The 24207-nt window shown below is 61.6% G+C and carries 21 protein-coding genes, 1 tRNA gene and 1 pseudogene; 12 read left to right on the top strand and 11 right to left on the bottom strand.

Annotated features, from left to right (window positions below; all coding sequences use genetic code 11):
• Positions 1-51 precede the first annotated feature (51 nt).
• Positions 52-732 (top strand): GntR family transcriptional regulator, encoded by a 681-nt coding sequence (locus EM858_RS06790; protein WP_127756243.1) that lies wholly within the window; start codon positions 52-54, stop codon positions 730-732.
• A gap of 45 nt (positions 733-777) precedes the next feature.
• Complete coding sequence (locus EM858_RS06785) at positions 778-1239, top strand: DUF1284 domain-containing protein (RefSeq protein ID WP_080817480.1); 462 nt, start codon at positions 778-780, stop codon at positions 1237-1239.
• Here the strand turns inward: EM858_RS06785 and EM858_RS06780 are convergent.
• Positions 1199-2299 carry a hypothetical protein gene (locus tag EM858_RS06780; protein ID WP_127756242.1) on the bottom strand — a complete coding sequence of 367 codons (1101 nt, stop codon included), beginning with the start codon at positions 2297-2299 and terminating at the stop codon, positions 1199-1201. The two genes, EM858_RS06785 and EM858_RS06780, sit on opposite strands and share 41 nt — an antisense overlap.
• Before the next feature lie 237 nt (positions 2300-2536).
• Here EM858_RS06780 and EM858_RS06770 point away from each other — a divergent pair, with 237 nt between their 5' ends.
• From EM858_RS06770 to EM858_RS06755, 3 genes and pseudogenes are all read left to right on the top strand, one after another.
• On the top strand, positions 2537-3682 hold the full coding sequence (locus EM858_RS06770) for a site-specific DNA-methyltransferase (protein ID WP_127756241.1): 1146 nt from the start codon (positions 2537-2539) through the stop codon (positions 3680-3682).
• A gap of 376 nt (positions 3683-4058) precedes the next feature.
• On the top strand, positions 4059-4310 hold the full coding sequence (locus EM858_RS06760) for a type II toxin-antitoxin system ParD family antitoxin (protein ID WP_127756240.1): 252 nt from the start codon (positions 4059-4061) through the stop codon (positions 4308-4310).
• Positions 4311-4312: 2 nt separating this feature from the next.
• Positions 4313-4591 (top strand): annotated as a pseudogene (locus tag EM858_RS06755) (type II toxin-antitoxin system RelE/ParE family toxin).
• A gap of 37 nt (positions 4592-4628) precedes the next feature.
• Here the strand turns inward: EM858_RS06755 and EM858_RS06750 are convergent.
• Both EM858_RS06750 and mutY read right to left on the bottom strand, forming a co-directional pair.
• Positions 4629-5240 (bottom strand): HAD family phosphatase, encoded by a 612-nt coding sequence (locus EM858_RS06750; RefSeq protein ID WP_080817475.1) that lies wholly within the window; start codon positions 5238-5240, stop codon positions 4629-4631.
• 82 nt (positions 5241-5322) lie between these two features.
• Positions 5323-6432, bottom strand: a complete 1110-nt coding sequence (gene mutY, locus EM858_RS06745) for an A/G-specific adenine glycosylase (protein WP_127756239.1) — start codon at positions 6430-6432, stop codon at positions 5323-5325.
• A gap of 126 nt (positions 6433-6558) precedes the next feature.
• Here mutY and EM858_RS06740 point away from each other — a divergent pair, with 126 nt between their 5' ends.
• From EM858_RS06740 to EM858_RS06725, 4 genes are all read left to right on the top strand, one after another.
• Positions 6559-7023, top strand: a complete 465-nt coding sequence (locus tag EM858_RS06740; RefSeq protein WP_127756238.1) for a hypothetical protein — start codon at positions 6559-6561, stop codon at positions 7021-7023.
• 27 nt (positions 7024-7050) lie between these two features.
• Positions 7051-7572 carry a DUF721 domain-containing protein gene (locus EM858_RS06735; protein ID WP_127756237.1) on the top strand — a complete coding sequence of 174 codons (522 nt, stop codon included), beginning with the start codon at positions 7051-7053 and terminating at the stop codon, positions 7570-7572.
• A gap of 129 nt (positions 7573-7701) precedes the next feature.
• Positions 7702-8382 carry a DsbA family protein gene (locus EM858_RS06730; RefSeq protein ID WP_092769683.1) on the top strand — a complete coding sequence of 227 codons (681 nt, stop codon included), beginning with the start codon at positions 7702-7704 and terminating at the stop codon, positions 8380-8382.
• Between the two features lie 84 nt (positions 8383-8466).
• A complete protein-coding gene (locus EM858_RS06725) occupies positions 8467-11934 on the top strand; it encodes a chromosome segregation SMC family protein (RefSeq protein WP_127756236.1) in 3468 nt (1155 codons plus the stop codon).
• Positions 11935-12411: 477 nt separating this feature from the next.
• Here the strand turns inward: EM858_RS06725 and EM858_RS06720 are convergent, their stop codons facing one another.
• Positions 12412-13389, bottom strand: coding sequence for a VOC family protein (locus EM858_RS06720; protein WP_127756235.1), 978 nt, complete (start codon positions 13387-13389; stop codon positions 12412-12414).
• 228 nt (positions 13390-13617) lie between these two features.
• Between EM858_RS06720 and ppdK the strand changes: the two genes are divergently transcribed.
• Complete coding sequence (gene ppdK, locus EM858_RS06715; RefSeq protein WP_003520484.1) at positions 13618-16344, top strand: pyruvate, phosphate dikinase; 2727 nt, start codon at positions 13618-13620, stop codon at positions 16342-16344.
• Here the strand turns inward: ppdK and EM858_RS06710 are convergent.
• The 3 genes from EM858_RS06710 to EM858_RS06700 form a co-directional block, all read right to left on the bottom strand.
• Positions 16322-16594: a hypothetical protein gene (locus EM858_RS06710; protein WP_035260597.1), complete on the bottom strand. Its 273-nt coding sequence runs from the start codon at positions 16592-16594 to the stop codon at positions 16322-16324. The two genes, ppdK and EM858_RS06710, sit on opposite strands and share 23 nt — an antisense overlap.
• A 192-nt stretch (positions 16595-16786) precedes the next feature.
• Entirely contained in the window at positions 16787-17185 is a 399-nt protein-coding gene (locus tag EM858_RS06705; protein ID WP_080817468.1) for a hypothetical protein, read from the bottom strand.
• A 151-nt stretch (positions 17186-17336) separates the two neighbouring features.
• Complete coding sequence (locus EM858_RS06700; RefSeq protein ID WP_080817467.1) at positions 17337-18701, bottom strand: dicarboxylate/amino acid:cation symporter; 1365 nt, start codon at positions 18699-18701, stop codon at positions 17337-17339.
• Between the two features lie 518 nt (positions 18702-19219).
• On the opposite strand from EM858_RS06700, the gene EM858_RS06695 reads away from it, so the two are divergent.
• Positions 19220-20140, top strand: a complete 921-nt coding sequence (locus tag EM858_RS06695) for a DUF1499 domain-containing protein (protein WP_127756234.1) — start codon at positions 19220-19222, stop codon at positions 20138-20140.
• A 203-nt stretch (positions 20141-20343) separates the two neighbouring features.
• On the opposite strand, the gene EM858_RS06690 is transcribed toward EM858_RS06695, so the two are convergent.
• Complete coding sequence (locus EM858_RS06690) at positions 20344-21252, bottom strand: MBL fold metallo-hydrolase (RefSeq protein WP_127756233.1); 909 nt, start codon at positions 21250-21252, stop codon at positions 20344-20346.
• Between the two features lie 202 nt (positions 21253-21454).
• Here EM858_RS06690 and EM858_RS06685 point away from each other — a divergent pair.
• Positions 21455-21529 (top strand) — tRNA-Gln (locus EM858_RS06685).
• A 12-nt stretch (positions 21530-21541) separates the two neighbouring features.
• On the opposite strand, the gene EM858_RS06680 is transcribed toward EM858_RS06685, so the two are convergent.
• The 3 genes from EM858_RS06680 to mqo form a co-directional block, all read right to left on the bottom strand.
• A complete protein-coding gene (locus EM858_RS06680) occupies positions 21542-21853 on the bottom strand; it encodes a type II toxin-antitoxin system RelE/ParE family toxin (RefSeq protein ID WP_127756232.1) in 312 nt (103 codons plus the stop codon).
• Positions 21843-22124 carry a type II toxin-antitoxin system ParD family antitoxin gene (locus EM858_RS06675; protein WP_127756231.1) on the bottom strand — a complete coding sequence of 94 codons (282 nt, stop codon included), beginning with the start codon at positions 22122-22124 and terminating at the stop codon, positions 21843-21845. The genes EM858_RS06680 and EM858_RS06675 overlap by 11 nt, the downstream gene beginning before the upstream one ends.
• 182 nt (positions 22125-22306) lie before the next feature.
• Entirely contained in the window at positions 22307-24040 is a 1734-nt protein-coding gene (gene mqo, locus EM858_RS06670; protein WP_164865343.1) for a malate dehydrogenase (quinone), read from the bottom strand.
• Positions 24041-24207: the final 167 nt, after the last annotated feature.

Here is a 24207-nt window from a genome sequence, read left to right as displayed (position 1 = left end):
TTCGCGCAAAAACCGCTACACACGGCCGCGCCATATGCGTTATGGGATGTTATGCCCAAGACAGTGAAAAGTACGCCCGAAGACACCATTGCCGCGCGCATCAGCCGCACGCTCGCCGACCGCATCGTTCGCGGTGAGCTGTCGCCGGGCGAAAGGTTGCGGCAGGATCACATCGCTGCCGAATTCGGCGCGTCGCATGTGCCGGTGCGCGAGGCATTCCGCCGGCTGGAAGCGCAGGGGCTTGCCGCCAGCATTCCGCGCCGGGGTGTCCGGGTGGCGGATTTCGGCCTTGACGATGTGCGCGAAGTGGCGGAAATGCGCGCCGCCCTTGAAGTTCTGGCGCTGCGCCACGCCGTTCCCAACATGACGCCCGCCATTCTCGACCAGGCGGAGGCGGCGACGCTCGAGGGCGACAGCGCCGTCGATGTGCAGCATTGGGAAGAGGCCAACCGCCGCTTCCACCGCCTCATCACCGCGCCCTGCAACATGCCGCGCTTGATGGAGGCGATCGACGGGTTGCATGCGGCGAGCGCCCGCTTCCTGTTTTCCGCCTGGCGCGCCGGCTGGGAGCGCCGCACCGATACCGATCACCGCGCGATCATCGATGCGCTACGCGGCGGCCGCGCCGAAGAGGCGGTGCGCATCCTCGACGGACATGTGCAATGGATCGGCCGCAAGGCGATCCGCACCTCGTCCGGCTCGGTGCGCGACGCCTTCGCCATCGTTGGATAGGGTGGGCCCGTGACCGTCCGCCTCCGGCCCCACCATCTTCTCTGTATGCTCACCTATGTGGGCAAGGGATATACGTCCGGCTTCGTCGAAAATTACGACCGTGTCGCCGCCCGCCTGAATGCCGGCGAGGAGGACATCGAGCTGGTGGATGGCCCGGACGATATCTGCGAGGGCCTGTTGTGTGAAAGCCATGCCCACTGTTTCAACGAAGGCGTGGTGCAGCGGGATGAGACGGCCCGCCTTTCGGTTTCTGCGCTTTTGGGCGAGACACTGACCGCCGGCAAGAAGCTGCAGGCGACGCCCGACTTTCTTGCGAAGATGCGCCTGGCTTTCGCCGCAGGCGAGATCAGGCCGGCCTGTCGAGGCTGTCAGTGGATAAGGCTGTGCGACCGTATCGCGGCGTCAGGCTTCGCAGGTGTGAAAGTCGGCGAACGTCCGGAGCCTCCGGCCGGGCGGCGGCCGAGGCCTACTCCGGCACATCCGTCTCGGTTCTCTCGGCGGCCTTGACCGTCGCCTTGATCTCCTTCGGCTCGCGGCCGGATTTCTTGTCGTAGCTCACCTTCACCGAATACTCGCCGGGATGCAGGGTTTCCTGATGCTGCGTGCCGTAACGGCCGGAAATCTCCTTCTGCGTGCCCTGAAGGTCCCTGGTGGTTTCAACGATGTCGATCCGTTCCGCACCGGGCGCCTTGATGGCGAGAACGCCCGCATCGAGATCGAGGGTGATTTCGGTTCGTTTTCCGGCAGTCACGGTGAATGGCTGTTCCACCGTCACCTTGCCCAGACGTGCGCGCATGACGAAATCGCCGGCGGGCATTTCCATGATCTTGCCGGTGCCGTAAATGCCGTTGATGGTCTCACGCGTGCCATCCAGAGTTTCCTTGGCCGACATCGCTTCGAAGCGGATATCGTCCGTTTCCACCGCCCGGCCGCCTTCTGCATAAACGGCCTTGGCGATTACCACGCCGCTTGGAATGACCAGCTCGTGGCTGATCTTCTCGCCCGCCTTGATGGCAAGCTTCTCCTCAGCCAGCGCCGGGCCGATGCGGCCGGTGAGGACGACCTCTCCCGCCGGCACGAAGACGGTATTCTGGCCATAAACGCTGTCCTTGAAATCGCCCTTGGTGATTTCCGTCTTCGCCTGCGTTTCCACATCGCCGCCGGCGCTGCGTTTCGGCACGACGGTCAATTCCGCCGCATCAAAATTCACCTTCGGCCTCGCGACGCTTCCGTCCTTCACCTCGAACGATACTTCGCGGGTCACATTGCCCAGCGCCGCCACCCCGATATATTTGCCCGCCGGCAGCTTCGCCTCGAAGGTGGCGTCATAGGAGCCGCCGGCATTGTCGTCGGTACGCCCGCCGGAACGGTCCGCCTTGTAAAAATCCCACCGCACCCTGTCGCTGTTGCCGAGCGAGGGGCCGCCATCGAACAGGACCGCATCGGTGACGACGTTATATTGCGGGGCCGGTTGCTGCGCCTGCGATGGCGCCGGCAGCGCCGTTGCGAAAACTGCGGCGCAGACGACATTCATGGAAAAAGAAGCCATTTTCATCACGGACCCCATTGCGGATTACCCCCTGCCATCATGGCTCTTCCCGCCGCGCCGATATGCGGGGACAGGAGAACCCGTTGTGCACAACGTTTTTGCCCGACTTCGGGTTCCCCCGCCGGCCGCCGCAAATCGCGCCTGCGGGCCGCGACAGCCATTTATTTCGCATTTTCCGTGACTTGTTCAGGCTTTGATAACCATCTTCGGTAACCATAAGCATCAGTAGAGAGTAAGCGTATGGAGCGAGTACCAATGGCAGCAGTTTTTCCGCTGGCCGATTTTCGGCGTGCCGGTTTTGATCGTGCGGGCGAGAGCGACGCCTGGAAAGACAGCATCATCAAAGGTGATTGTGTCGCTGCCTTGGATGCCCTCCCGAGCCAGTCGGTCGATGCGATTTTCGCCGATCCGCCCTATAATCTCCAGCTTGGCGGTACGCTGCACCGTCCCGATCAGTCGCTGGTCGATGCCGTCGATGACGAGTGGGACCAGTTCGCCTCCTTCGAGGCCTATGACGCCTTCACCCGCGCCTGGCTGCTCGCCTGCCGCCGTGTGCTGAAACCGAACGGCACCATCTGGGTCATCGGCTCCTACCACAATATCTTCCGCGTCGGCTCCATGCTCCAGAACCTCGATTTCTGGATCCTGAACGACATCGTCTGGCGCAAGACCAACCCCATGCCCAATTTCAAGGGCCGCCGGTTCCAGAACGCCCATGAGACGATGATCTGGGCCAGCCGCGATCCGAAAGCCAAGAACTACACCTTCAACTACGATGCGCTGAAGGCCTCCAACGACGATGTGCAGATGCGCTCGGACTGGCTGTTCCCGATCTGCAGCGGCCATGAGCGGCTGAAGGGCGACGACGGCAAGAAGGTGCATCCGACCCAGAAGCCGGAAGCGCTGCTGGCGCGCATCATCATGGCCTCCACCAAGCCGGGCGATATCGTGCTTGACCCGTTCTTCGGCTCCGGCACCACGGGTGCCGTTGCAAAACGTCTCGGCCGTCACTTCGTCGGCATCGAGCGCGAACAGGATTACATCGATGCGGCATCCGCCCGCATCGCCGCCGTGGAGCCGCTCGGCAAGGCGGAACTGACCGTCATGACCGGCAAGAAGGCCGAACCGCGCGTTGCCTTCAATACCCTGCTGGAAAGCGGCCTTGTCCGCCCCGGCCAGGTGCTGACGGATGCACGACGCCGTTATAGCGCCATTATTCGTGCCGATGGTACGGTCGCATCCGGCGGGACCGCCGGCTCCATTCACCGCCTCGGCGCGAAGGTGCAGGGTCTCGACGCATGCAACGGATGGACGTTCTGGCATTTCGAAGACGGCGACGCGCTGAAGCCGATCGACGATCTGAGAGCGATCATCCGCAGTGAACTGGCAAAGGCCGAATAGTCAAAAGCCCAAAAGGCTTAGACGCAACGATCCACCGCCCGCCCTTGTCAGCCTATGTCTCCGTCCGGTTTAGTACCTTCAGTCCCGGATGGAGAACGACCAACGCCCGGCACTTCGGTGTCGGGCGTTGGTATTTTCGAGTATCATATTTTAGCAAGACAAGTTTCGCGCAAGAGATCGGCAATACTGTCTCAAATCAGAGCAGTGGTTGTGAAAATCCGGTTCGGAAAAATCACAAAAACATTGCGTCCGATGCCGCTTGCGGCAGGACTGGCGCAGGCCGGAGACCGCCATTTCCGCCTGCGCCAATTTCTTTTCCCTATCTGTTTTGACAAACTTTGCCAAATTCTGCACTCTTCCATCAAAGGAGATGAATATGGCGACCATGAACATATCGCTGCCTGCACCCATGAAAGAATGGGTCGAGGCCCAATCCAGGACGGGCCGTTACTCCAATGCGAGTGACTACGTGCGAGACCTGATCCGGAAGGACCAGGAACGAGGCGAAAAAATCGCGGCGATGCAGCGTTTTGTGGATGAGGGATTGCAGAGTGGCGTCGGGCATCGCTCTCAGGAGGCCCTGTTCGCCGAGGCTGAAGCCCGCTCCATGAAACGCAAAATCGGTTGATCATGGGCTTTCGCCTGTCTCTGCTTGCGGAAGAGGACGTCATTCGCATAGTCGAAGAAGGCATAGTCTTATTCGGGCTGGCGCAGGCGCAAAAATATCACCGGGAACTCTATTAGATATTTGAGCTGATATCTCTCAACCCACGAATGGCACGAGAGCGGCATGAGTTGTTACCGCCGTTGCGTATCCATCGGTTCAGGGCTTATGCCGTGGGAACGGACGATGACGTCCTGATCGTCCGCGTCCGCCACGCACATGAAGACTGGGTCAACGAGTCGTAGCCGGGCGTCCACGTCACCGTTTTGCCCGGCAGCCAGCTTACGCTTCCACCCCATAAGCCCGCAAATCCTGCCGCAGCTTTTCCGCGCCGGTGAAGTGCACGGCCTGCCAGCCCGCCGCTTTCGCGCCTTCGACATTCACGAGCGTATCGTCGATGAAGAGGCTGGCGGACGGATTGAGGCCGAATTCCCTGGCGTGCAGATCGTAGATCGCCACATCGGGCTTTAACAGCTTCACATCGCCGGAAACGGTGACGCCGCGCGGCAAAGTGAGGAAGGGAAACATTTTCTGCGCCTCGCGAAACGTGTCGGAGGCGAAGTTGGTCAGCATCGTCACGTCGTGGCCGCTGTCGATCAGCCCGACCATGATCGCGACGCTGTCGTCATAGGAATGCGAGACCATCTCGTGCCAGAACTTGCGGAAGGAACGGATGTGCTCTTCCCGCTCCGGAAACTGCTCCACCAGCAGCGCTTCGGCATCCTCCCAGCGGCGTCCGCGATCCTGTTCGAGGTTCCAGTCATGGGTGCAGACGTTTTCGAAGAACCATTGGCGCTCATCGGCATCGGGAATGAGGCGGCTATAGGGAATATGCGGATCGTAATGGATCAGCACCTTGCCGATGTCGAATACGATATGCTCAATCTTGGTCATCGAAATTTCCTGCTTTCATCGGACGTTAGAGCGTCCGAAAGACGCTCTAAATCTTTGAGTTGCGCATTGTTCCTGTCGAAAATCAATTTCGATTTTCGGGCCGATACGCGGATGGAATAGCTTGGGCGATGACTTTTTTCATCACCGTTGGCAGCGCCTGCGCGTCAAGATTTGTAACCGGCTCCCACCATCCGTCATCCGCACCGGGTTTAAGACCATCCGGTACCTGCGCGCGATAGACGGTGAGCCGCAGTTCGAAATGGGTGAAGACATGCGTAATGACGCCCGCCGCCTGCCAGCCGGCGGCAAAGGGCGCATGGCTCACCTCCGTGCCGCCGTCCATGCGGGCGGTCCACGCCGTTGTCGGCACTTCGGTCATGCCGCCGAGAAGCCCGCTTTCGATGCGCCGCCGGAGCAGGATTTCGCCGCTCGCATTCACCACCACGAAGGCGGCCCCGAGCCGCACCGGCTTTGCTTTCTTCGCCGCCTTGACCGGAAAACGCTCCGGCTCGTCATGGGCAAGCGCAAGACAGTGGCCGTTGAACGGACAGAGCGCGCAGGTCGGCCGCTTCGGCGTGCAAATCGTAGCACCCAGGTCCATCATCGCCTGGGCAAAATCGCCGGGCCGGTCGGAAGGGGTAAGCTCGGCCACCGTCGCTTTCATGGCGGGCTTTGAGCCGGGCAGAGGCGCGTCTATGGAAAAGAGGCGGGAGATGACGCGCTCCACATTGCCGTCCATCACCGCCGCCTGCCGGTTGAACGCGATGGCCGCCACGGCGGCGGCGGTATAATCGCCGATGCCGGGCAGTTGCTTCAGGCCCTCTTCGCTGTCCGGAAAGGTGCCGTCATGCTCGCGCGCCACGGCTTCGGCGCATTTTTTAAGGTTGCGGGCGCGGGCATAATAACCAAGCCCCGCCCAGGCCGCCATGACATCCTCGACCGGAGCCGCGGCCAGATCGCTGACGCTTGGCCAGGCGGCGAGAAACTTCAGGAAATAAGGCTTTACCGCCTGCACCGTCGTCTGCTGCAGCATCACCTCCGACAGCCAGACGTGATAGGGATCGGCGCGTTTTCCCTGTGCCGCCATGGCGGGAGACGTGCGCCATGGCAGTTCGCGATGGTGCCGGTCGTACCATGCGAGAAGTTGTTCCGCCGTCGGATGTGATATGTGTTGCCGCGTATGTGTGTTCATCGCCGCTGAACATAGACACGGCACGGCAATCTGCAACAGCAGCCTGCGGCGGCGGCGTGGAAAACCGCATCCGGCCAACGAACGCCGACATCGAAACCCATGATCCGATTTTGGAGGAAGAGCCCCATGCTGAATGCGCTGCTGGATAATATACCCCAACCGCTGCTTTATGTTATCGGGGTTCTGTTGGCCCTGTGCCTGATTGGAAGCCTGTTGAACCATATTGGCCGGCTGTGTTTCGGGCGGCACAACTGCGTGGCCTTTGTGGTTTCCCGCCTGATCGGCGAAGTCCGTGAACTGGAGAAGATGAGAGGCAAGCCCTCGCGCCGCTTTCGAATTATCGAATCCGGTTTCTGGGCGATTTTCTGCCATGGCCTGTGGATATACCTCTCCATCGTGCTCACCTGCATGTTGGTGATTGCCGTTATGTCGGATAAGCCGGGAATATCGCATCTGAAGTTTTTGGCTGGGGCCTATTTCCTCTTTGGATGTTTGGTGGCGGGAATGATACGCTTGGGCGCCTGCCGGGACTGGCGACGATTTCGCGCATTGTTGCGCGGCGAAGAAGATGACGATGGCGCGACCGCTTGAGGCCGCTTGACCTCTGTCGAGGAGAGCATGAAGAAACCCGCAGATTCATTCCGCAAAGGCGTCGTGCAGATCGCCGAAGTCGCCAATGGCATCATGGACCCCGTGCTGTCCAAACGGGCCGGCATCAACACGGCGCTGCTCGGCTCCTGGGACGAGATCGCCGGCGAGGACTTCGCCGATTGCACCCGGCCGGAAAAGATCACCTGGCCGCGCCGCGACGAGGGGCCGGATCGCGGCGGTTATCAGCCGGGCGTGCTGACGATTGCCTGCGAAGGCGCGCGCGCCCTGTTCCTCACCCATGCGCAGGGCGAACTGATTGCCCGCATCAACGGCTTTTTCGGCTTTCCGGCGGTGCGCCAGATCAGGATCGTGCAGAAGCCGGTCTCGCAAACCATCACCCGCAGGCGCAAACCGCAGCCCCTGCGTGGCGATGCGGCAAAACGTCTCGATGACATGATGGACGGTATCGAGAGCGAGGCGCTGCGCAAGGCGGTGGAGAGGCTGGGCACGGCGGTATTGCAGAAAAAGCCGCGCGGCAGGACGATTTGATGTGCACAGGCTGTCCTTGACTGGTCACAATTCTTTGACAAGAAGAGTTCAAAACCCCGCTTGTGATGAACAGGCCGTCGCTATATCGGAATCAACGGACAATAGAGTCTATTACCAACAGGTGCTTTCATGCATTTTCCCGAACTGACCATTTCCCGTCGCAGCCTCCTCGGCGGCGTTGCTCTTGCCGCCCTTGCCACGGCCCTGCCATTTGCCTTCACGCCCGGTATCGCCGAGGCGCAGGAATTGCCTGAATCCACCGGCGATGTGGATATGGCTGCGGTGATGAAGCCCGGCCCGCTGCCGGAGGCCGCGCTCGGCGATGCCAACGCACCCGTCAAGATCGTCGAATACATGTCGATGACCTGCCCGCACTGCGCCAACTTCCACAACAAGACCTTCGAAGAGATCAAGAAGAAATACATCGATACCGGCAAGGTCTATTTCGTGCTGCGTGAATTCCCGTTCGATCCGCGCGCCGCTGCCGCCTTCATGCTGGCGCGCTGCGCACCGGAAGGTCAGTATTTCCCCTTCGTTTCCATGCTGTTCAAGCAGCAGCAGAGCTGGGCCGTGGCGCAGGATGCGCGCGCCGCCCTGCTGCAAATGTCGAAAATGGCCGGTTTCTCACAGGAGTCTTTCGAGGCCTGCTTGACGAACCAGAAACTTCTGGATGATGTGAACGCAACGATGCAACGCGGTGCGACGGAATTCGGCGTCAACTCCACGCCGACTTTCATCATCAACGGCAAGAAATACGCAGGAGACATGTCGGTTGAAACCATGTCGGCTGTCATCGACAAGCTGCTCTGATCGCCGGACCCTGAAAGAAACGGGCGGCGGATATTTCCGCACGCCCGTTTTTTATTGCCCGTCTTCTTGCCGGGGCGTGACGGCATGAAGTTCAACAAGCTCCGCCTCGTCGGTTTCAAGTCTTTCGTCGAACCTTCCGAATTCATCATCGAGCCGGGGCTTACCGGTGTCGTCGGGCCGAATGGCTGCGGCAAGTCCAATCTGGTCGAAGCGCTGCGCTGGGTGATGGGCGAGAATTCCTACAAGAACATGCGCGCATCCGGCATGGATGACGTCATCTTCTCCGGCTCCGGCAATCGCCCGGCCCGCAACACCGCCGAAGTCGGCCTTTATCTCGACAATTCTGACCGCACCGCGCCCGCCGCCTTCAACGATGCCGATGAAATTCAGGTGACGCGCCGCATCGAGCGCGAAAACGGCTCCGTCTACCGCATCAACGGCAAGGAAGCCCGCGCCAAGGATGTGCAGCTTCTGTTTGCCGACGCCTCCACCGGCGCGCGCTCGCCTTCCATGGTCGGGCAGGGGCGTATCGGCGAGCTCATCAATGCCAAGCCGCAGGCCCGCCGCCAGCTGCTGGAAGAGGCGGCCGGCATTTCCGGCCTGCATTCGCGTCGCCACGAAGCCGAGCTTCGCCTTCGCGCCGCCGAGACCAATCTGGAGCGGCTGGAAGACGTCACCGCCCAGCTGGAAAGCCAGATCGAAAGCCTGAAACGCCAGGCGCGGCAGGCCAACCGTTTCAAGATGCTGTCAGCCGATATCCGCGCCCGCGAGGCGACCCTGTTGCACATCCGCTGGGTCGAGGCGAAGGAAGCCGAGGGGGAGGCGGAAAGCGCGCTCAATCAGGCCACCAACATCGTCGCCGAAAAAGCGCAGGCGCAGATGGAAGCGGCCAAGCAGCAGGGAATCGCCAGCCTGAAACTGCCGGAGCTGCGCGAGGACGAGGCGAAAGTCGCCGCCGCCCTGCAACGCCTGCAAATCGCCCGCACCCAGCTGGATGACGAGGCCAACCGCCTGCTGCGCCGCCGTGATGAGCTGGCCCGCCGCCTGTCGCAGCTTGGCGAGGATATTATCCGCGAGGAACGGTTGGTCTCCGATAATGCCCAGATACTCGCGCGGCTCGATGAGGAAGAGGCCGAACTCCTCGAAATCCTGTCCGATTCCGGCCGCCATGCCGACGAAATGCGCGAAGCCTTCGAAGCGGCCGCTATCAAGCTGGCGGAAAGCGAAGCCATCTTCACCGCGATCACTGCCGAACGGGCCGAGGCCGCCGCCGCCCGTCAGCAACTGGAGCGGGCGATCCGCGATCTTTCCGACCGTAAGCTGAGGCTGGAACGGCAATCGCAGGAGGCATCCGCCGAGATCGATGCCATCGACGAAAAACTCTCCGGCCTTCCCGATCCTTCCGAACGGCGCGAAGCGGTCGAGGCGGCGGAGATCGCGGTCGAGGATGCCCTGATCGTGGTGGAGGAAGCCGAAGCTGCCGTCGCCGAGGCCCGTTCCGCCGAAGCGCTGGCGCGCGCGCCGCTGGAAACGGCGCGGAACCGGCTGAACGCGCTGGACACGGAAGCGCGCACCATCACCAAAATCCTTGCCTCCAGCGCCGCCGCCAATGGCAGCTTTACGCCGGTGGCCGAAGAAATGACGGTGGAGCGCGGTTTCGAGGCGGCATTGGGTGCCGCCCTCGGCGACGATCTCGAAAGCCCGCTCGATCCCGCCGCGCCCGCCTATTGGGCCGGAAATGGCGATGGCGCTGATGATCCCGCCTTGCCGCAGGGTGCTAAACCGCTTCTGGATTATGCGCAGGCGCCGGAAGCCCTGCGCCGCGCTTTGGCGCAGATCGGCGTCGTCGCCAACACTGCGGAAGCCCTGCGTCTGCTGCCGCATTTGAAGGCCGGACAGCGACTGGTGACGCGCGAAGGCGCGCTGTTGCGCTGGGACGGTCACATAGCCAGCGCCGATGCGCCGGGTGCCGCAGCGCTTCGCCTGTCGCAGAAGAACCGCCTTGCTGAAATCGAGACAGAACTGGATGAGGCCCGCTCCATTCTGGACGAGGCCGAAGACCAGCTTGCCGCACGAACCGAAGATATCCGCAGCAGCGAATTGCGGCTCTCGGAAGTTCGCGACAGAAGCCGTCTTGCGACCCGCCATCTTGCCGAGGCGCGCGAGGCGCTGACCGCCGCCGAACGGGCCTCGGGCGATCTGCTGCGCCGCCGCGATATCGTGTCCGAAGCACTGAACCAGATCGGCGCACAGATCGATGAGATCGCCGTTCAGGAAGAAAACGCCCGCATCGAAATGGAAGACGCGCCTGATCTTTCCGTGCTGGATCTGCGGCTGCGCGAAAGTCAGCTTGAAGTCGCGACCGACCGCGGCCTTCTGGCGGAGGCCCGTGCTCGCCATGAGGGCGTGAGCCGCGAGGCGGAAAGCCGCCAGCGCAGAATTCAGGCGATAGGGCAGGAGCGCTCCACCTGGCAATCGCGCGCAGCGAGTGCGGCCGATCACATCGCCACGCTGCGCGAACGCGAGGAAGAGGCGCGCGAGGAAATCGCCGAGCTGGATATAGCGCCGGAGGAGTTCGACGAGAAACGCCGCAACCTCCTCAACGAATTGCAGAAGACCGAAGACGCCCGCCGCGAGGCCGCCGACCGGCTGGCCGAGGCGGAAAACCTGCAGCGCGCCGCCGACCGTGTGGCGGCAACCGCGCTTTCGGAACTGGCCGAAGCCCGCGAAAAGCGCGGCCGTGCCGAAGAACGGCTGGTCTCCGCCCGCGAAAAGCGCCAGGAAACCGAACATCGCATCCGCGAAACACTGAATACCGAGCCGCATATGGCCTTCCGCCTGACCGGCCTTGGCCCGGACCAGCCGAAGCCGGACATTCGCGATGTCGAGCGCGATCTCGACCGGCTGAAGATCGAGCGCGAGCGGCTTGGCGCGGTCAATCTGCGCGCCGAGGAAGAGCAGGCCGAGCTTTCCGCCAAGCTCGAAGCGCTGATCAAGGAACGCGACGACATCATCGACGCCGTGCGCAAGCTGCGTGCCGGTATCCAGAACCTCAACCGCGAGGGCCGTGAGCGGCTGATCGCCGCTTTCGATGTGGTCAATTCGCAGTTCCAGCGGCTGTTCACTCATCTCTTCGGCGGCGGCACGGCGGAATTGCAGCTGATCGAATCCGACGATCCGCTGGAAGCGGGCCTGGAAATTCTCGCCCGCCCGCCTGGCAAGAAACCGCAAACCATGACGCTGCTTTCCGGCGGCGAACAGGCGCTGACGGCCATGGCGCTGATCTTCGCGGTCTTCCTCACCAATCCCGCGCCCATCTGCGTGCTGGACGAAGTGGACGCGCCGCTCGACGACCACAATGTCGAGCGTTATTGCAACCTGATGGACGAGATGGTGGCCTCCACGGAAACCCGTTTCGTCATCATCACCCACAATCCCATCACCATGGCGCGCATGAACCGCCTCTTCGGCGTCACCATGGCCGAACAGGGCGTGTCGCAGCTCGTCTCCGTGGATTTGCAGACCGCCGAGCAATTGCGCGAAGCCGTCTGAGGCTTCTTTTCCCCTCCGCCCACCATCGCGAATTTATCTGGCCGTATCACCCATTCGGGTGAGCGACAATGCGCGGTGTTTTGCTATGTTTTCCGCAAGGGCCAAAGGGCTCGTCACAGACCCCACCATCCGGTTTCCTGTACCGGATGGAATGCCTTGCGAGGCCGCTGCCGTGGCCTCGCAAGGCTTTCTTTTTCCTGGTTCATAGGGTGAGGTGGGCGCATGGCTGGTAATCGTTTCCGGGGCGCAAACCTCCTCCGTCATACCGGCCTTGAGCCGGTATCCAGCCAGCCCAAGTCCTTGGGCTGAAAAGACTCTTCCCGTCGCGCGAGAACCGCGTCGACTGGATTCCGGCTCAAGGCCGGAATGACGGAAGGAGGCGACGCAGCAAATCCCTGTAAACACTGGCATGCTGCAACTGCCAATCGCGTAGTGTGCGAGTTTCTCGGCCTATGATGCATGGAGGCCCACCATCACTCACCCCGGCAAAAGCCGCAGCCGCGTGCCCCAGGGGTCTATCGCTTCCACGACGTTATTCTCCATCTCCACCAGCACATAACCGGCGGCCCGCAGCCGCGTCTTCTGGGCCTCGAGATCATCGGGGTTGCGAATGGTGAGGGAAAACCAGTCGAGGCCAGTTTCCATGGCGTTGCGTTCCTTTGCGCCACGGCTGTTCCATGTATTCACCGCCAGGTGATGATGATACCCGCCGGAAGAAAGAAACGAGGCATCGGAGCGCGCGTCCTGCGTCGGTTGCAGGCCGACGGCCGTTTCGTAAAAGGCGCGGGCGGCGGCGATTTCGCCGACCCGCAGGTGAACATGCCCGATGCGCATTCCCGGTGGGGCAGCCTCGTAGTCGCTTCTTTTGGTATCGGTCAGCTTCACCAGATCGTCGACATCGAGCGGTTCGGTGCCCATTTTTACCACGCGGCCGCTCCACACCCATGTGTCCTTCGGCCGGTCGCTGTAAACCTCGATGCCGTTGCCCTCGGGATCATTGAGATAGATCGCCTCGCTGACATTGTGATCGGCAAAACCGGAAAGCGGCACCTGTTTCAGCGCCGCATGCACCAGCCAGCGCGCCAGATCCTTGCGGGAGGGCATCAGATAGGCGATGTGGAACAGGCCGGCGGAGGTGGGGCTTTCGAAATCCGCGGCCGGCTTGTGCACAAGATCGAGCAGCGGCACGGTGCCAACGCCGAGCGTTACGCCTCTGGCCGTGCGCTCCACCTCGTTCATGCCCAGCACTGAGCGGTAATACTCGATCATCTGGTCGAGATCGCGCACGCGCAGCGCGGCCTGGCCGATATGCATCGGCGTCGTCAGTGCGAAGGGAAGGGCGGAGGCGGCGCCTGCGACGGGGACTGCGCCTTCGGCTCTGAGCGCCCCGGCAAGCGCGCTGGCGGCACAGGAAATTCCGGCAAATTTAAGCGTATGGCGGCGGGTAAATTGCATGAATAATCTCTTTGTCGGCGATTTGAATGGCTTAGGCAACACTCCAGTTCTGCGCACTACACGAATGCGTCAATCATGGCGTTATTCGGCCTTTGCGGCAATTCTTGCGCGCAATTTGCCGCAATTATGCTGCACTGCGATGTAAACTGCACGTTGCGGCGTTTCCAACGTGCCGCCAATGCTGTAGATGATAGAAAAATGACAACGCTTCTGGGTGGAGAGCGTGGAATGAAAAAATGGGTTTATACCTTCGGCAACGGTGCTGCCGAAGGCAGGGCAGGTGACGTTGCGATATTGGGCGGCAAGGGCGCGAACCTTGCCGAAATGGCAAGTCTCGGCCTTCCCGTTCCCCCCGGCCTCACCATCATAACCGATGCCTGCGCCCTTTATCACAAGAACGGCCGCGATCTTCCCGAAGAGCTGAAGCTGCAGGTCATGGCCGGCCTGCACGGCATGGAAACCGTGACCGGCAAGACCTTCGGCGGCAGCCACTCGCCGCTGCTCATCTCCGTCCGCTCCGGCGCGCGCGCCTCGATGCCCGGCATGATGGATACCGTGCTGAACTTGGGTCTCAACGACCGCACCGTCGAGGCGCTGGGCCATGATGCGGGCGACGCCCGTTTTGCCTGGGACAGCTACCGTCGCTTCATCCAGATGTATGCCGATGTGGTCATGGGCCTCGATCATGAGCTGTTCGAGGAAATTCTCGAGGACGAGAAAGGCCGCCTCGGCCACGAATACGACACCGACATGTCGGCGGTCGAATGGCAGCATGTCGTTTCGCTCTATAAAAAGCTGATCGAAGATGAGCTGGACGAAGCCTTCCCGCAGGACTGTCATGTCCAGCTTTGGGGTGCAATCGGCGCGGTCTTCGCCAGCTGGACCAACCACCGCGCCGTCACCTACCGGCACCTGCACAATATTCCGGGGGACTGGGGCACGGCGGTCAACGTTCAGGCCATGGTCTTCGGCAATCTCGGCTCGTCCTCGGCAACCGGCGTCGCCTTCACCCGCAACCCCTCGACGGGCGAGGCGGAGCTTTACGGCGAATTCCTCGTCAACGCTCAGGGCGAAGATGTAGTGGCGGGCATCCGCACGCCGCAATCCATCACCGAGGCCGCGCGTCTTGCCTCCGGCTCCGACAAGCCTTCCATGGAAAAACTGATGCCGGAGGCGTTCAGTGAATTTCTGGCGATCTGCAAGCGGCTGGAAAACCACTATCGCGACATGCAGGATCTGGAATTCACCATCGAGCGCGGCAAGCTCTGGATGCTGCAGACCCGCTCCGGCAAGCGCACCACCCGCGCGGCCATGAAGATCGCCGTCGATATGGTGGAGGAAGGGCTGATTTCGCAGGAAGAAGCCGTCTGCCGCATCGAGCCCTCGTCGCTCGATCAGCTGCTTCACCCCACCATCGATCCCGGCACATCCCGCCCCATCATCGGCTCCGGCCTGCCGGCTTCGCCGGGGGCGGCGACGGGCGAAATCGTCTTTACCGCCGAAGAGGCGGTTGCGGCGGAAGCCGAAGGCCGCCGTGTCATTCTGGTGCGCATCGAAACCAGCCCGGAAGATATTCATGGCATGCACGCCGCCGAAGGCATTCTGACGACGCGCGGCGGCATGACCAGCCACGCCGCCGTGGTGGCGCGCGGCATGGGCATTCCCTGCGTCACCGGTGCCGGCTCCATGCGCGTCGATATGCGCAACAAGGTGCTGATCGGCGTCGGCTGCATGTTGAAGCGCGGCGATGTCATCACCATCGACGGCTCTTCCGGCCGGGTGCTGAAGGGCGAGGTGCCGATGACGCAGCCGGAACTCTCGGGCGATTTCGGCAAGCTGATGGAGTGGGCAGACAGCCTGCGCCGCATGACCGTGCGCACCAATGCCGATACCCCGGCCGATGCCCGCGCCGCCCGCGCCTTCGGCGCTGAGGGTATCGGCCTCTGCCGTACCGAACATATGTTCTTTGAGGGCGACCGTATCCATGTGATGCGTGAGATGATCCTCGCCGAAAGCGAAAAGGGCAGGCGGGCGGCGCTCGATGAGCTTCTGCCGATGCAGCGCTCGGATTTCACCGAACTGTTCCAGATCATGCACGGCCTGCCGGTGACGATCCGCCTGCTCGATCCGCCGCTGCACGAATTCCTGCCGAAGACCGATGGCGAAATCGTCGAGGTGGCGGCCGCCATGGGCATGCCGCAGACGGTGTTCCGCCAGCGGCTGGATGCGCTGCACGAGTTCAACCCCATGCTCGGCCATCGCGGCTGCCGTCTCGCCATTTCCTATCCGGAAATCGCCGAAATGCAGGCGCGCGCCATTTTTGAGGCCGCCGTTGCGGCAGCTCGCATCACCGGCGCGCCGGTCGTGCCCGAGATCATGGTGCCGCTGGTCGGTCTGCGTTCGGAACTGGATTACGTCACCGAAGTCATCGACGGCGTCGCCGCTGCGGTAGCGCAGGAGACCGGTATGGAGATCGAATATCTGACCGGCACCATGATCGAGCTGCCGCGCGCGGCCCTGCGCGCCCATGTGATTGCGGAAGCGGCGGAATTTTTCTCCTTTGGCACCAACGACTTGACGCAGACCACCTTCGGCATTTCCCGCGACGATGCGGCGCGTTTCATCAATACCTATCAGCGCAAGGGCATCATCGAGCGCGATCCGTTCATCTCGCTCGATTTCGACGGTGTGGGCGAGTTGATCCGCATCGCCGCCGAACGCGGCCGCCAGACGCGGCCGGAACTGAAGCTCGGCATCTGCGGCGAACATGGCGGCGATCCGGCCTCGATCCACTTCTGTGAGGATGCCGATCTCGACTACGTGTCCTGCTCGCCCTTCCGCGTGCCCATCGCCCGCCTGGCCGCGGCGCAGGCAACGCTTGCGGCGAAGAGGGATGAAGGCAGGGTGGCGAGCAATGTCGCCTTCATTCCCGTCAGGGGTTCTGTTGGACGATGATGCGCCGCTCCACCACCACGGGGCGGTAGAACATGTCGCGGTTCATCTGCGCCTGCCAGGCGCGGTTGTCGGCACGGCGGTCCATTTCCAGATCGAGAAGGCAACCGGCCATCGGGTCCGTGCCGGGGCGGAAACCATAACCCCGGCATGTCGCCTCATCCCGCGCCCGGCGCTCTTCCGGCGTCAGCGTCTGGCAGGCGGTGAGCGCCAGCATGGCGGCAAGCGCACCGAAGACGATGGAAACGCGCATTTTGTTTCTCCCTTGAACATGACTGCCGTACGGCACTTTTATTGCCGCGATTGATACGCCTGTTTTCATGTGGGGAAAAGCCGCGTTGGGGTGGAAAGTTGCATCAATCCGTCATGGAGAATGGCTTGGCAGGCGGCGGCGATAGCGTTGTCAGGCGGAGTGGCGTCGCAAAATCCGACATATTCCCCTTGCTCAGGAATCACGCAGAAAAGACGGCGGGAACAAACCCTGTTGAATGAGCCAGTCGCCGAGCAGAACCGTGAGGATGGCGATGACGACGATGCCGCCGATAAATGCGAGGAGGCCGAGCGTGGCGCGCGTCCACCGGCGGGTTTGATAGAGGTAAATCGCAAGCCCGATGGGTGCGAGCAGAACGGTGGTGATTTTGGCGGCGGAGCTGCGCCGGAGGTTCCGCTTTTCTGCATCCTCTATCTGCCACCAGGCAAATAGCGTGATGATGCCGATCATCTGCACCAGATCGTTTGCGGTAAAGGAGGTTGGAGGCCCGGCAGGCCAGACGGCCGCGTCGATCAGAAGCCCAAGCGAGATGAAAGCGAGCAGGCCGACATAGATCCAGTTACGTTTCGCCATGCACAGTTTCCGCTATAGATTGCGCTATTGCCCGTGCCGCTATCGCTATCGATGAAATTATCGCCGTCAACCCCAAACTATCAGGGAGCAACGGAAATGGTCCGCATGGGGCGTCTCCCTTTTCGCCGGAAACGCCCCATGATTATCGCTGTCAGGCCGGCGCTGCTTCCCGGTCGTCGAGTGCGTCGATATCCTTGGCGTTGTTATAGACGGCCTCATCGAGAATGCCCTCGCGCTTGGCGACGATGGTGGGCACCAGCGCCTGGCCGGCGACGTTGACCGCCGTGCGGCCCATGTCGAGGATCGGGTCGATGGCGAGCAGCAGGCCCACACCTTCAAGCGGCAGGCCGAGCGTGGAGAGCGTCAGCGTCAGCATCACCACGGCGCCCGTGAGGCCTGCCGTTGCGGCGGAACCGAGCACGGAGACGAAGACGATCAGCACATATTCCTGAATGCCGAGCGGCACCTGGAAGAACTGCGCGATGAAGATCGCCGAAATCGCCGGATAGATGGCGGCGCAGCCGTCCATCTTGGTGGTGGCGCCGAGCGGCACGGAGAAGGCGGCATATTCGCGCGGCACGCCGAGGCTCTTTTCCGTCACGGTTTCGGTGACGGGAAGCGTGCCGATGGAGGAACGCGACACGAAGGCGAGCTGGATGGCCGGCCATGCGCCCGCAAAGAAGCGCGACGGCTTCAGGCCATGGGCGATCAACAGCGCCGGATAGACCACGAAGAGCACCAGTGCGAGACCGATATAAACGGCCGCCGCATACCAGCCGAGCTGCGACAGCGTTGTCCAGCCATATTGATCGACAGCGCGGCCAAGCAGGCCGATGGTGCCGATGGGGGTGAGGCGAATGACCCACCACAGGATTTTCCGCACGATGGCGAGCAGCGACTGGTTGAAGGCGAGGAACGGCTCCGCCGCCTTGCCTGCTTTCAATGCGGCCACACCAAAGGCAATCGACACCACGAGCAGCTGCAGCACATTGAAATTCAACGAGGTGCTGCCGGCGCCGTTGGTGATTTTGGTCGAGGCTTCGAGGCCGAAGACGTTGGCCGGCACGAGGCCCTTCAGGAAGTCGAGCCAGGAGCCGGTGGAGGAGGGCGCCGCTGCTGCCGTATTGGCAATGGCCGTATTGACGCCCGGCTGGATAACGAGGCCGAGCACGATGCCAATGACGACGGCGATCAGCGCGGTGATGGCGAACCACAGAAGCGTCTGCCAGACGAGCTTCGCCGCATTGCTCAAGTTCTTGAGATTGGCGATGGAGGCGACGATGGCCGTGAAGATCAGCGGCGGAACCAGCGCGCGCAAAAGCTGCACGAAAATGCTGCCGATGGTCTGCAGCGTCACCGAAAGCCAGTTCGGGCTGCCGGCGGCATCGGGACCGATGTTGCGCGCAACGAGCCCGAGCAGCAGGCCGATGACCATGGCGATCAGAACCTGAAAGCCGAAATTGCGATAAAAGGGTTTAGGCCCGGAGGGGCGGGCGGACGTCGTTGCCTGTGACATGACATGTCTCTTTATTGTGCAAGAAAACGAGAATGTTGCACTTTTTACACGCATTCTCGAGGGAGGTCGCCGAGGATACGCCGATTTCCTCAGCAATTAAGGGATGAACGTGCGTATTTGTTGCGTTGCCGGGGAATTATTCTCTTTAGGTGAGACAATGCGGAAAAATATTCCGCTCCTTCGTCGCCTTCGACGTCAGAGTCCTAAAACCTATAGTTCGGCAGTGTCATAGCCTGATATTCCGTCACCCCGGACCTGATCCGGGGTCCAGCGCGATCAAGTCCTTGATCGCAAAAGACTCATTCCTCACGGCGCAGCATGGCTGGATACCGGATCAACCTCGGGCTTGTTCCGGGGACCGGCATGACGGAGAAGTTCGCACGCTTTAGCGTGCAGATCGCTCCTCCTTTGTTTTCCTCGCCGCAAATCCGGTCTATGACATCATATGCAGGTGATTCCCTGCCAGAATTCGGGTGCAACGCTTTTTAGCCAATGCGATCTAACGGATATCCGCTTTCATGACTGTGCGTTTCGTCCGGCCTTTTTCGGTTGCAGCCTATCTTTCCCGCTATCTCGGTCTTGCGGCGCTTGTGCTGTTTCTCATCGCCGCCGGCATCCACCGTTTCGGGCCGCTGACGATGCCCGATCTCGTCGGTCTCATCATCATCGCTGCCGGCATCGCTCTCGCGGCCGTGCTTCTGGCCTTGATCGGGCTTGAGCGGCTGTGGACCAGGGGCGCGCGCGGCGGCCTTTCGGCGCTTGCGGCGCTGCTCCTCTCGGCCCTGCCGCTCGGCGTGGTCGGTTACGGCGCTTTTCTTTATTGGCAGCAGCCGAAGATTTACGACATCTCCACCGATCTGACCGACGTGCCGGAATGGCTGGTGACGCCCGTGGCCAACCAGCAATGGCTGGTGCGGCCCGCGACTATCACCAAGACCGACCGCGATGCGCAGATGGAGGCTTATGCCAGCCTCGCCGGCCGCCGTTATGAAGGCGCAATCGACCGCATCTATGCCGCCGCTAAAAAAATGGCCGCCGCCCAGAATATCCGCATCGTCCACACGAAGGGGGTGATCGGGGCGGAAGATGCGCCCTCCGCCGGCGTTCCGGAGCAGGACAGGACGCAGCCTGCGGAAGAAGGGCCGGTCGAGGATCTGCCCTCCATCGTGCCGGTGCCCATGGCCCGCCCGACCGATGCGCCGTTGCCCACTTTCTTTAACGGTAGCGGTGTGGTGCTGATGCAGGGCGAAACGCGCACGCGCATCTGGGGCCTGCGTTTCGATATCCTCATCCGCCTCAAGGAAGAGGCGGAAACCACCATCGTCGATGTCCGCGTCGCCTCCCGTTACGGCCCGCACGATCTCGGCATGGGTGCGGCGATTGCGGAGGCCTATCTCGATGCGCTGGATGCGGAAATGCAGGGGTTGAACGACAATTGAGGGCCTTTGGAGGGTGAAGACTGACGAAGTCGCCCCGAAACCTCTTTCCCGTCATGCTCGGGCTTGTCCCGAGCATCTGCTACGCCGCGATTGAATGAGACGTGATTGGATCCTCGGGACAAGCCCGAGGATGACGTCGCGGGTGAGAGGCTGCATATTTGGGCCTCACAGGCTCGAAGACTTGTTGCGTGCCTGTCGTTTCTTTACGCCGGAAAATACTCACCCAGCAGCGAAGGCGCGCCGTCCGTCTGCACCTCGCCCTTTTCGATCAGGTCCTCGATATGCGCGAGCACGGAAAGTGCGGCCGCGCCATGCAGGCGCTTGTCGGTGCTGGCATAGATCACCTTCACCATATCGGCGATCAGCCGGTCGCCTTCGCGGATACGCTTCAGAACCGCCTTTTCCCGCATGCGGCGGTGGGCGCGCAAGCCCCGCATGAAGGCGGCGGGATCGGTGACCGGGCCGCCATGGCCGGGCAGGAACAGCCGGTCGTCGCGGGTGAGCAGCCGTTCCAGCGAGGCCATGTAATCGCTCATCGCCCCATCCGGCGGCGCGACGATGGTGGTGGCCCAGGCCATGACGTGATCGGCGGAAAAGACGATGTCGCTGCCCTCGAGCGCGAAGGCGGCGTGGTTGGCCGTGTGTCCCGGCGTATGCAGCGCGGTAAGCCGCCACCCGTCGCCGGAAAGGCCTTGGCCGTCGCCAAGCGCGATATCGGGTAGAAAAGCCGTATCGGAACTTTCGGCAAAGGGGTTTGTCTCACCCGTGTGCAGCGGGCGCGCGGCACGGTGTGGACCCTCGGCCACCGTTATCGCCCCGGTCGCCTCCTTCAGCCGCCGGGCGAGCGGCGAGTGATCGCGGTGCGTATGGCTGACGAAGATATGGGTGACCTCGCGGCCCTTCAGCGCCGCCATCAGCGCCTGAAAATGCGCCTCATCCTCCGGACCGGGATCGATGACGGCGACGGAACGGTCTCCGACGATATAGGAGTTGGTGCCATGGAAGGTGAAGGCGGAGGGATTGTTGACGGTGATGCGCTGGATCAGCGGAGCGACGGGAACCGCCTCGCCATAGGCCGGCTGAAAATCGAGATCGAATGCCGGGTCCGCCATCGAGACCTCCTGAAAAATGCCATGCCAGCTTGAGCCGCAGCTTCAGCCGCGCCATCGCCAAGCCCTAACATGCGAACTTCGCCACGGCACCCAAAAAGCTTGAATTTTGTGAAAAAATAAGTCGCCGGGTCATTGCCGGGCCGGGCAGGCTTTGCTAATCAGGCGCGGTTCAGGCAGCGGCGTTTCGCCTTCGCTGCCCTGTTGGGGCGTCGCCAAGCGGTAAGGCACCGGTTTTTGGTACCGGCATTCCCAGGTTCGAATCCTGGCGCCCCAGCCATCTCTTCCAAAGTCAGAACAACGTTCGCATGTCCCGGCGACCATCGATCACGCGGACGATTTCCACGGAATATATTTCGCCGTCATCGGTATCCGGCACGGTTTCGTAGAGAATGACATAAGGTGCTTCAACGAGCATACGGGCAGACGGAAAAATTTCCGGATGGCGTTCGCCAAGGTGAGGATGGTTGACCAAGCGCTCCGCTTTGGCGCGGAACCGGGCGAAATATCGCTCTGCGGCAAGAGGCTGTGATTTGCCGATATCGATATAGATTTTCTTCACATCGCTACGCGCGCGGGGCGTCCAGACAAGCTTAGTGGTCACGATTTTTCAACGAGGCCAGTTCTGCACGGGCTTCATTGAGCGCCTCGTCAAAATCCACTTCGGTTGAATCGCCACTGGCTTTGCCCTCAGCCCACAATGCGCGCAGCTTGGCGATGTCGTCGCGTCGCTGAACCCATTTTGCCGACCAGTCTCGCATGGCTTCACGGATGACTTCGCTGCTGCTGGCATAAGCACCGCTTTCCACGGCGTCACGCAAAATCTCGGCGTGCTGGGGCGTCATCGAAACGCTGATCTTTTCAACGTTGGCCATGTCATTTCTCCATGGGTATTGGTAGGAATTATTACCACCAACTGGTTTTTAGCGCGAGATATTTTTTCGACGGCTAGTGGGAATGCACCGGAAGATGCCGGTGCGGGTGGAGAAGCCATCTCCAACAAAAACGCCGCGCATCCAGAGACACGCGGCGTTCAATCCTAAATCGCACCCAAGCCTTAAAGCGCGATATCCGGCACCTTCTTCACCGGCGCACCCGCAGGGGCTGCACCGGCGCCCTTCAGTGCCTCAAGGTCGATCTGCGGCGGGGTCGGCAGCTGCAGGTGTTCGGCGGTGTAGGCCCATTCCTGCTGCACCTTTTCCGGATCGTCATTGAGCTTGGTGCCGTAGCTCGGCACGATCTGGCGGATCTTGGCCTGCCATTCAGGCGTCGCCACCTTGTCCTTGAACACCTTTTCCAGAACGCTGAGCATGATCGGCGCGGCCGTGGAAGCGCCTGGCGAAGCGCCGAGCAGGCCGGCGATGCTGCCGTCCCTGGCGGCGACGACTTCGGTGCCGAGCCGCAGTACGCCGCCCTTTTCTTCGTCGCGCTTGATGATCTGCACGCGCTGGCCGGCCTGCCACAGGCGCCATTCGCCCTGCTTGGCATTCGGGAAATATTCCTTCAGCGCGGCAAAACGGTCGTCATCCGACATCATCAACTGGCCGGCGAGATATTCCACCAGCGGATATTCATCGATGCCCACCCGCACCATCGGCCAGGCGTTGCTGGTGGTGACGGAGGAGACGAGATCGAAATAGGAGCCTTCCTTCAGGAACTTGGTGGAGAAGGTGGCGAAAGGTCCAAACAGGATGACACGCTTGCCGCCCAGCACGCGGGTATCGAGATGCGGCACCGACATGGGCGGCGAGCCGACCGAGGCCTTGCCATAGGCCTTGGCCAGATGCTGCATCGTCACATCGGGGTTCTCGTTGATGAGGAACGAGCCGCCCACCGGGAAACCGGCATAATCGTCCGCTTCCGGAATGCCGGACATCTGCAACAGGTGCAGCGCGCCGCCGCCTGCGCCGATGAACACGAATTTCGCATCCACCACCTGTTCGGCATCGGTCTTGGTGTTGGTATAGGTCACGCGCCAGCTGCCATCGGCATTGCGCTGGATGTCGGAAACCTCGCTATTGACCTGCAGGTCGAAATTCTGGTCGCCCTGCAGATGCGAGACGAATTGCCGGGTGATTTCGCCGAATTCCATGTCGGTGCCGAGCGGCGACCAGGTCGCGCCGATCTTCTGGGACGGATCGCGGCCTTCCATCATCAGCGGCACCCACTTCTTGATCTGCTCGGGATCGGTGGAATATTCCATGCCGGCGAAAAGCGGGCTGGCTTTGAGCGCCTGATAGCGCTTTTCCAGATAGGCGACGTTCTCGTCACCCCAGACGAAGCTCATATGCGGCGTGTGGTTGATGAAGGAGCGCGGGTTCTTCAAGACGCCGTTGCGCACCTGCCATGCCCAGAACTGCCGGGAAATCTGGAAGGATTCGTTGATGTTGACGGCCTGGGTGATCTTGATGTTGCCGTTGTCGTCTTCCGGCGTGTAGTTGAGCTCGGCAAGCGCCGAGTGGCCGGTGCCGGCATTGTTCCAGCCGTTCGAGCTTTCAAGCGCCACGCCATCCAGCCGCTCCAGCATCTGCATCGACCAGGTGGGCTCCAGTTCGCGCAGCCAAACACCGAGCGTCGCGCTCATGATGCCGCCGCCGATCAAAAGCACATCGACCTTCTTGGCAGCCGTATTGGCGAGAAGAGGTGTAACTGGCAGCGCCGCTGCGGCAATGCCGGCAAGCGCGCCGCCTAGAACCTGTCGGCGGTTCATGGGAAATGCGTTGGAAAGGGAGGTTTCCTGGGAGAGATCAGTGAGCTGGGATTTGTCTTGATCGATGGGAGTCACGGCCATACCTGATTCTTGTTTTGTGTTAAAAACATTCCTCCCGTTCGCCCCGTTACAGCAAAGCGCAAACCGGCACAACCCGGACTCTTTCACTCCAGTTCAAGCAGTTTTGCAGGGATTTTGCAGGGACATATGGTCGCAACGGCCATTTTTGCGGTTTTGCCGATCGTCAA

It is taken from the genome of Agrobacterium sp. CNPSo 2736 (assembly GCF_004005385.1).
Taxonomy (GTDB): domain Bacteria; phylum Pseudomonadota; class Alphaproteobacteria; order Rhizobiales; family Rhizobiaceae; genus Agrobacterium; species Agrobacterium leguminum.
The sequence above is the reverse complement of the archived record's forward strand: the minus strand, read 5'-3'. Positions and strand labels throughout refer to the sequence as shown.

Bases quoted from the DNA above. Each gene is read 5' to 3' on its own strand.
- EM858_RS06790 (WP_127756243.1), top strand. From the start codon at position 52: ATGCCCAAGACAGTGAAAAGTACGCCCGAAGACACCATTGCCGCGCGC.
- EM858_RS06785 (WP_080817480.1), top strand. From the start codon at position 778: ATGCTCACCTATGTGGGCAAGGGATATACGTCCGGCTTCGTCGAAAAT.
- EM858_RS06780 (WP_127756242.1), bottom strand. From the start codon at position 2,299: ATGGGGTCCGTGATGAAAATGGCTTCTTTTTCCATGAATGTCGTCTGC.
- EM858_RS06770 (WP_127756241.1), top strand. From the start codon at position 2,537: ATGGCAGCAGTTTTTCCGCTGGCCGATTTTCGGCGTGCCGGTTTTGAT.
- EM858_RS06760 (WP_127756240.1), top strand. From the start codon at position 4,059: ATGGCGACCATGAACATATCGCTGCCTGCACCCATGAAAGAATGGGTC.
- EM858_RS06750 (WP_080817475.1), bottom strand. From the start codon at position 5,240: ATGACCAAGATTGAGCATATCGTATTCGACATCGGCAAGGTGCTGATC.
- mutY (WP_127756239.1), bottom strand. From the start codon at position 6,432: ATGAACACACATACGCGGCAACACATATCACATCCGACGGCGGAACAA.
- EM858_RS06740 (WP_127756238.1), top strand. From the start codon at position 6,559: ATGCTGAATGCGCTGCTGGATAATATACCCCAACCGCTGCTTTATGTT.
- EM858_RS06735 (WP_127756237.1), top strand. From the start codon at position 7,051: ATGAAGAAACCCGCAGATTCATTCCGCAAAGGCGTCGTGCAGATCGCC.
- EM858_RS06730 (WP_092769683.1), top strand. From the start codon at position 7,702: ATGCATTTTCCCGAACTGACCATTTCCCGTCGCAGCCTCCTCGGCGGC.
- EM858_RS06725 (WP_127756236.1), top strand. From the start codon at position 8,467: ATGAAGTTCAACAAGCTCCGCCTCGTCGGTTTCAAGTCTTTCGTCGAA.
- EM858_RS06720 (WP_127756235.1), bottom strand. From the start codon at position 13,389: ATGCAATTTACCCGCCGCCATACGCTTAAATTTGCCGGAATTTCCTGT.
- ppdK (WP_003520484.1), top strand. From the start codon at position 13,618: ATGAAAAAATGGGTTTATACCTTCGGCAACGGTGCTGCCGAAGGCAGG.
- EM858_RS06710 (WP_035260597.1), bottom strand. From the start codon at position 16,594: ATGCGCGTTTCCATCGTCTTCGGTGCGCTTGCCGCCATGCTGGCGCTC.
- EM858_RS06705 (WP_080817468.1), bottom strand. From the start codon at position 17,185: ATGGCGAAACGTAACTGGATCTATGTCGGCCTGCTCGCTTTCATCTCG.
- EM858_RS06700 (WP_080817467.1), bottom strand. From the start codon at position 18,701: ATGTCACAGGCAACGACGTCCGCCCGCCCCTCCGGGCCTAAACCCTTT.
- EM858_RS06695 (WP_127756234.1), top strand. From the start codon at position 19,220: ATGACTGTGCGTTTCGTCCGGCCTTTTTCGGTTGCAGCCTATCTTTCC.
- EM858_RS06690 (WP_127756233.1), bottom strand. From the start codon at position 21,252: ATGGCGGACCCGGCATTCGATCTCGATTTTCAGCCGGCCTATGGCGAG.
- EM858_RS06675 (WP_127756231.1), bottom strand. From the start codon at position 22,124: ATGGCCAACGTTGAAAAGATCAGCGTTTCGATGACGCCCCAGCACGCC.
- mqo (WP_164865343.1), bottom strand. From the start codon at position 24,040: ATGGCCGTGACTCCCATCGATCAAGACAAATCCCAGCTCACTGATCTC.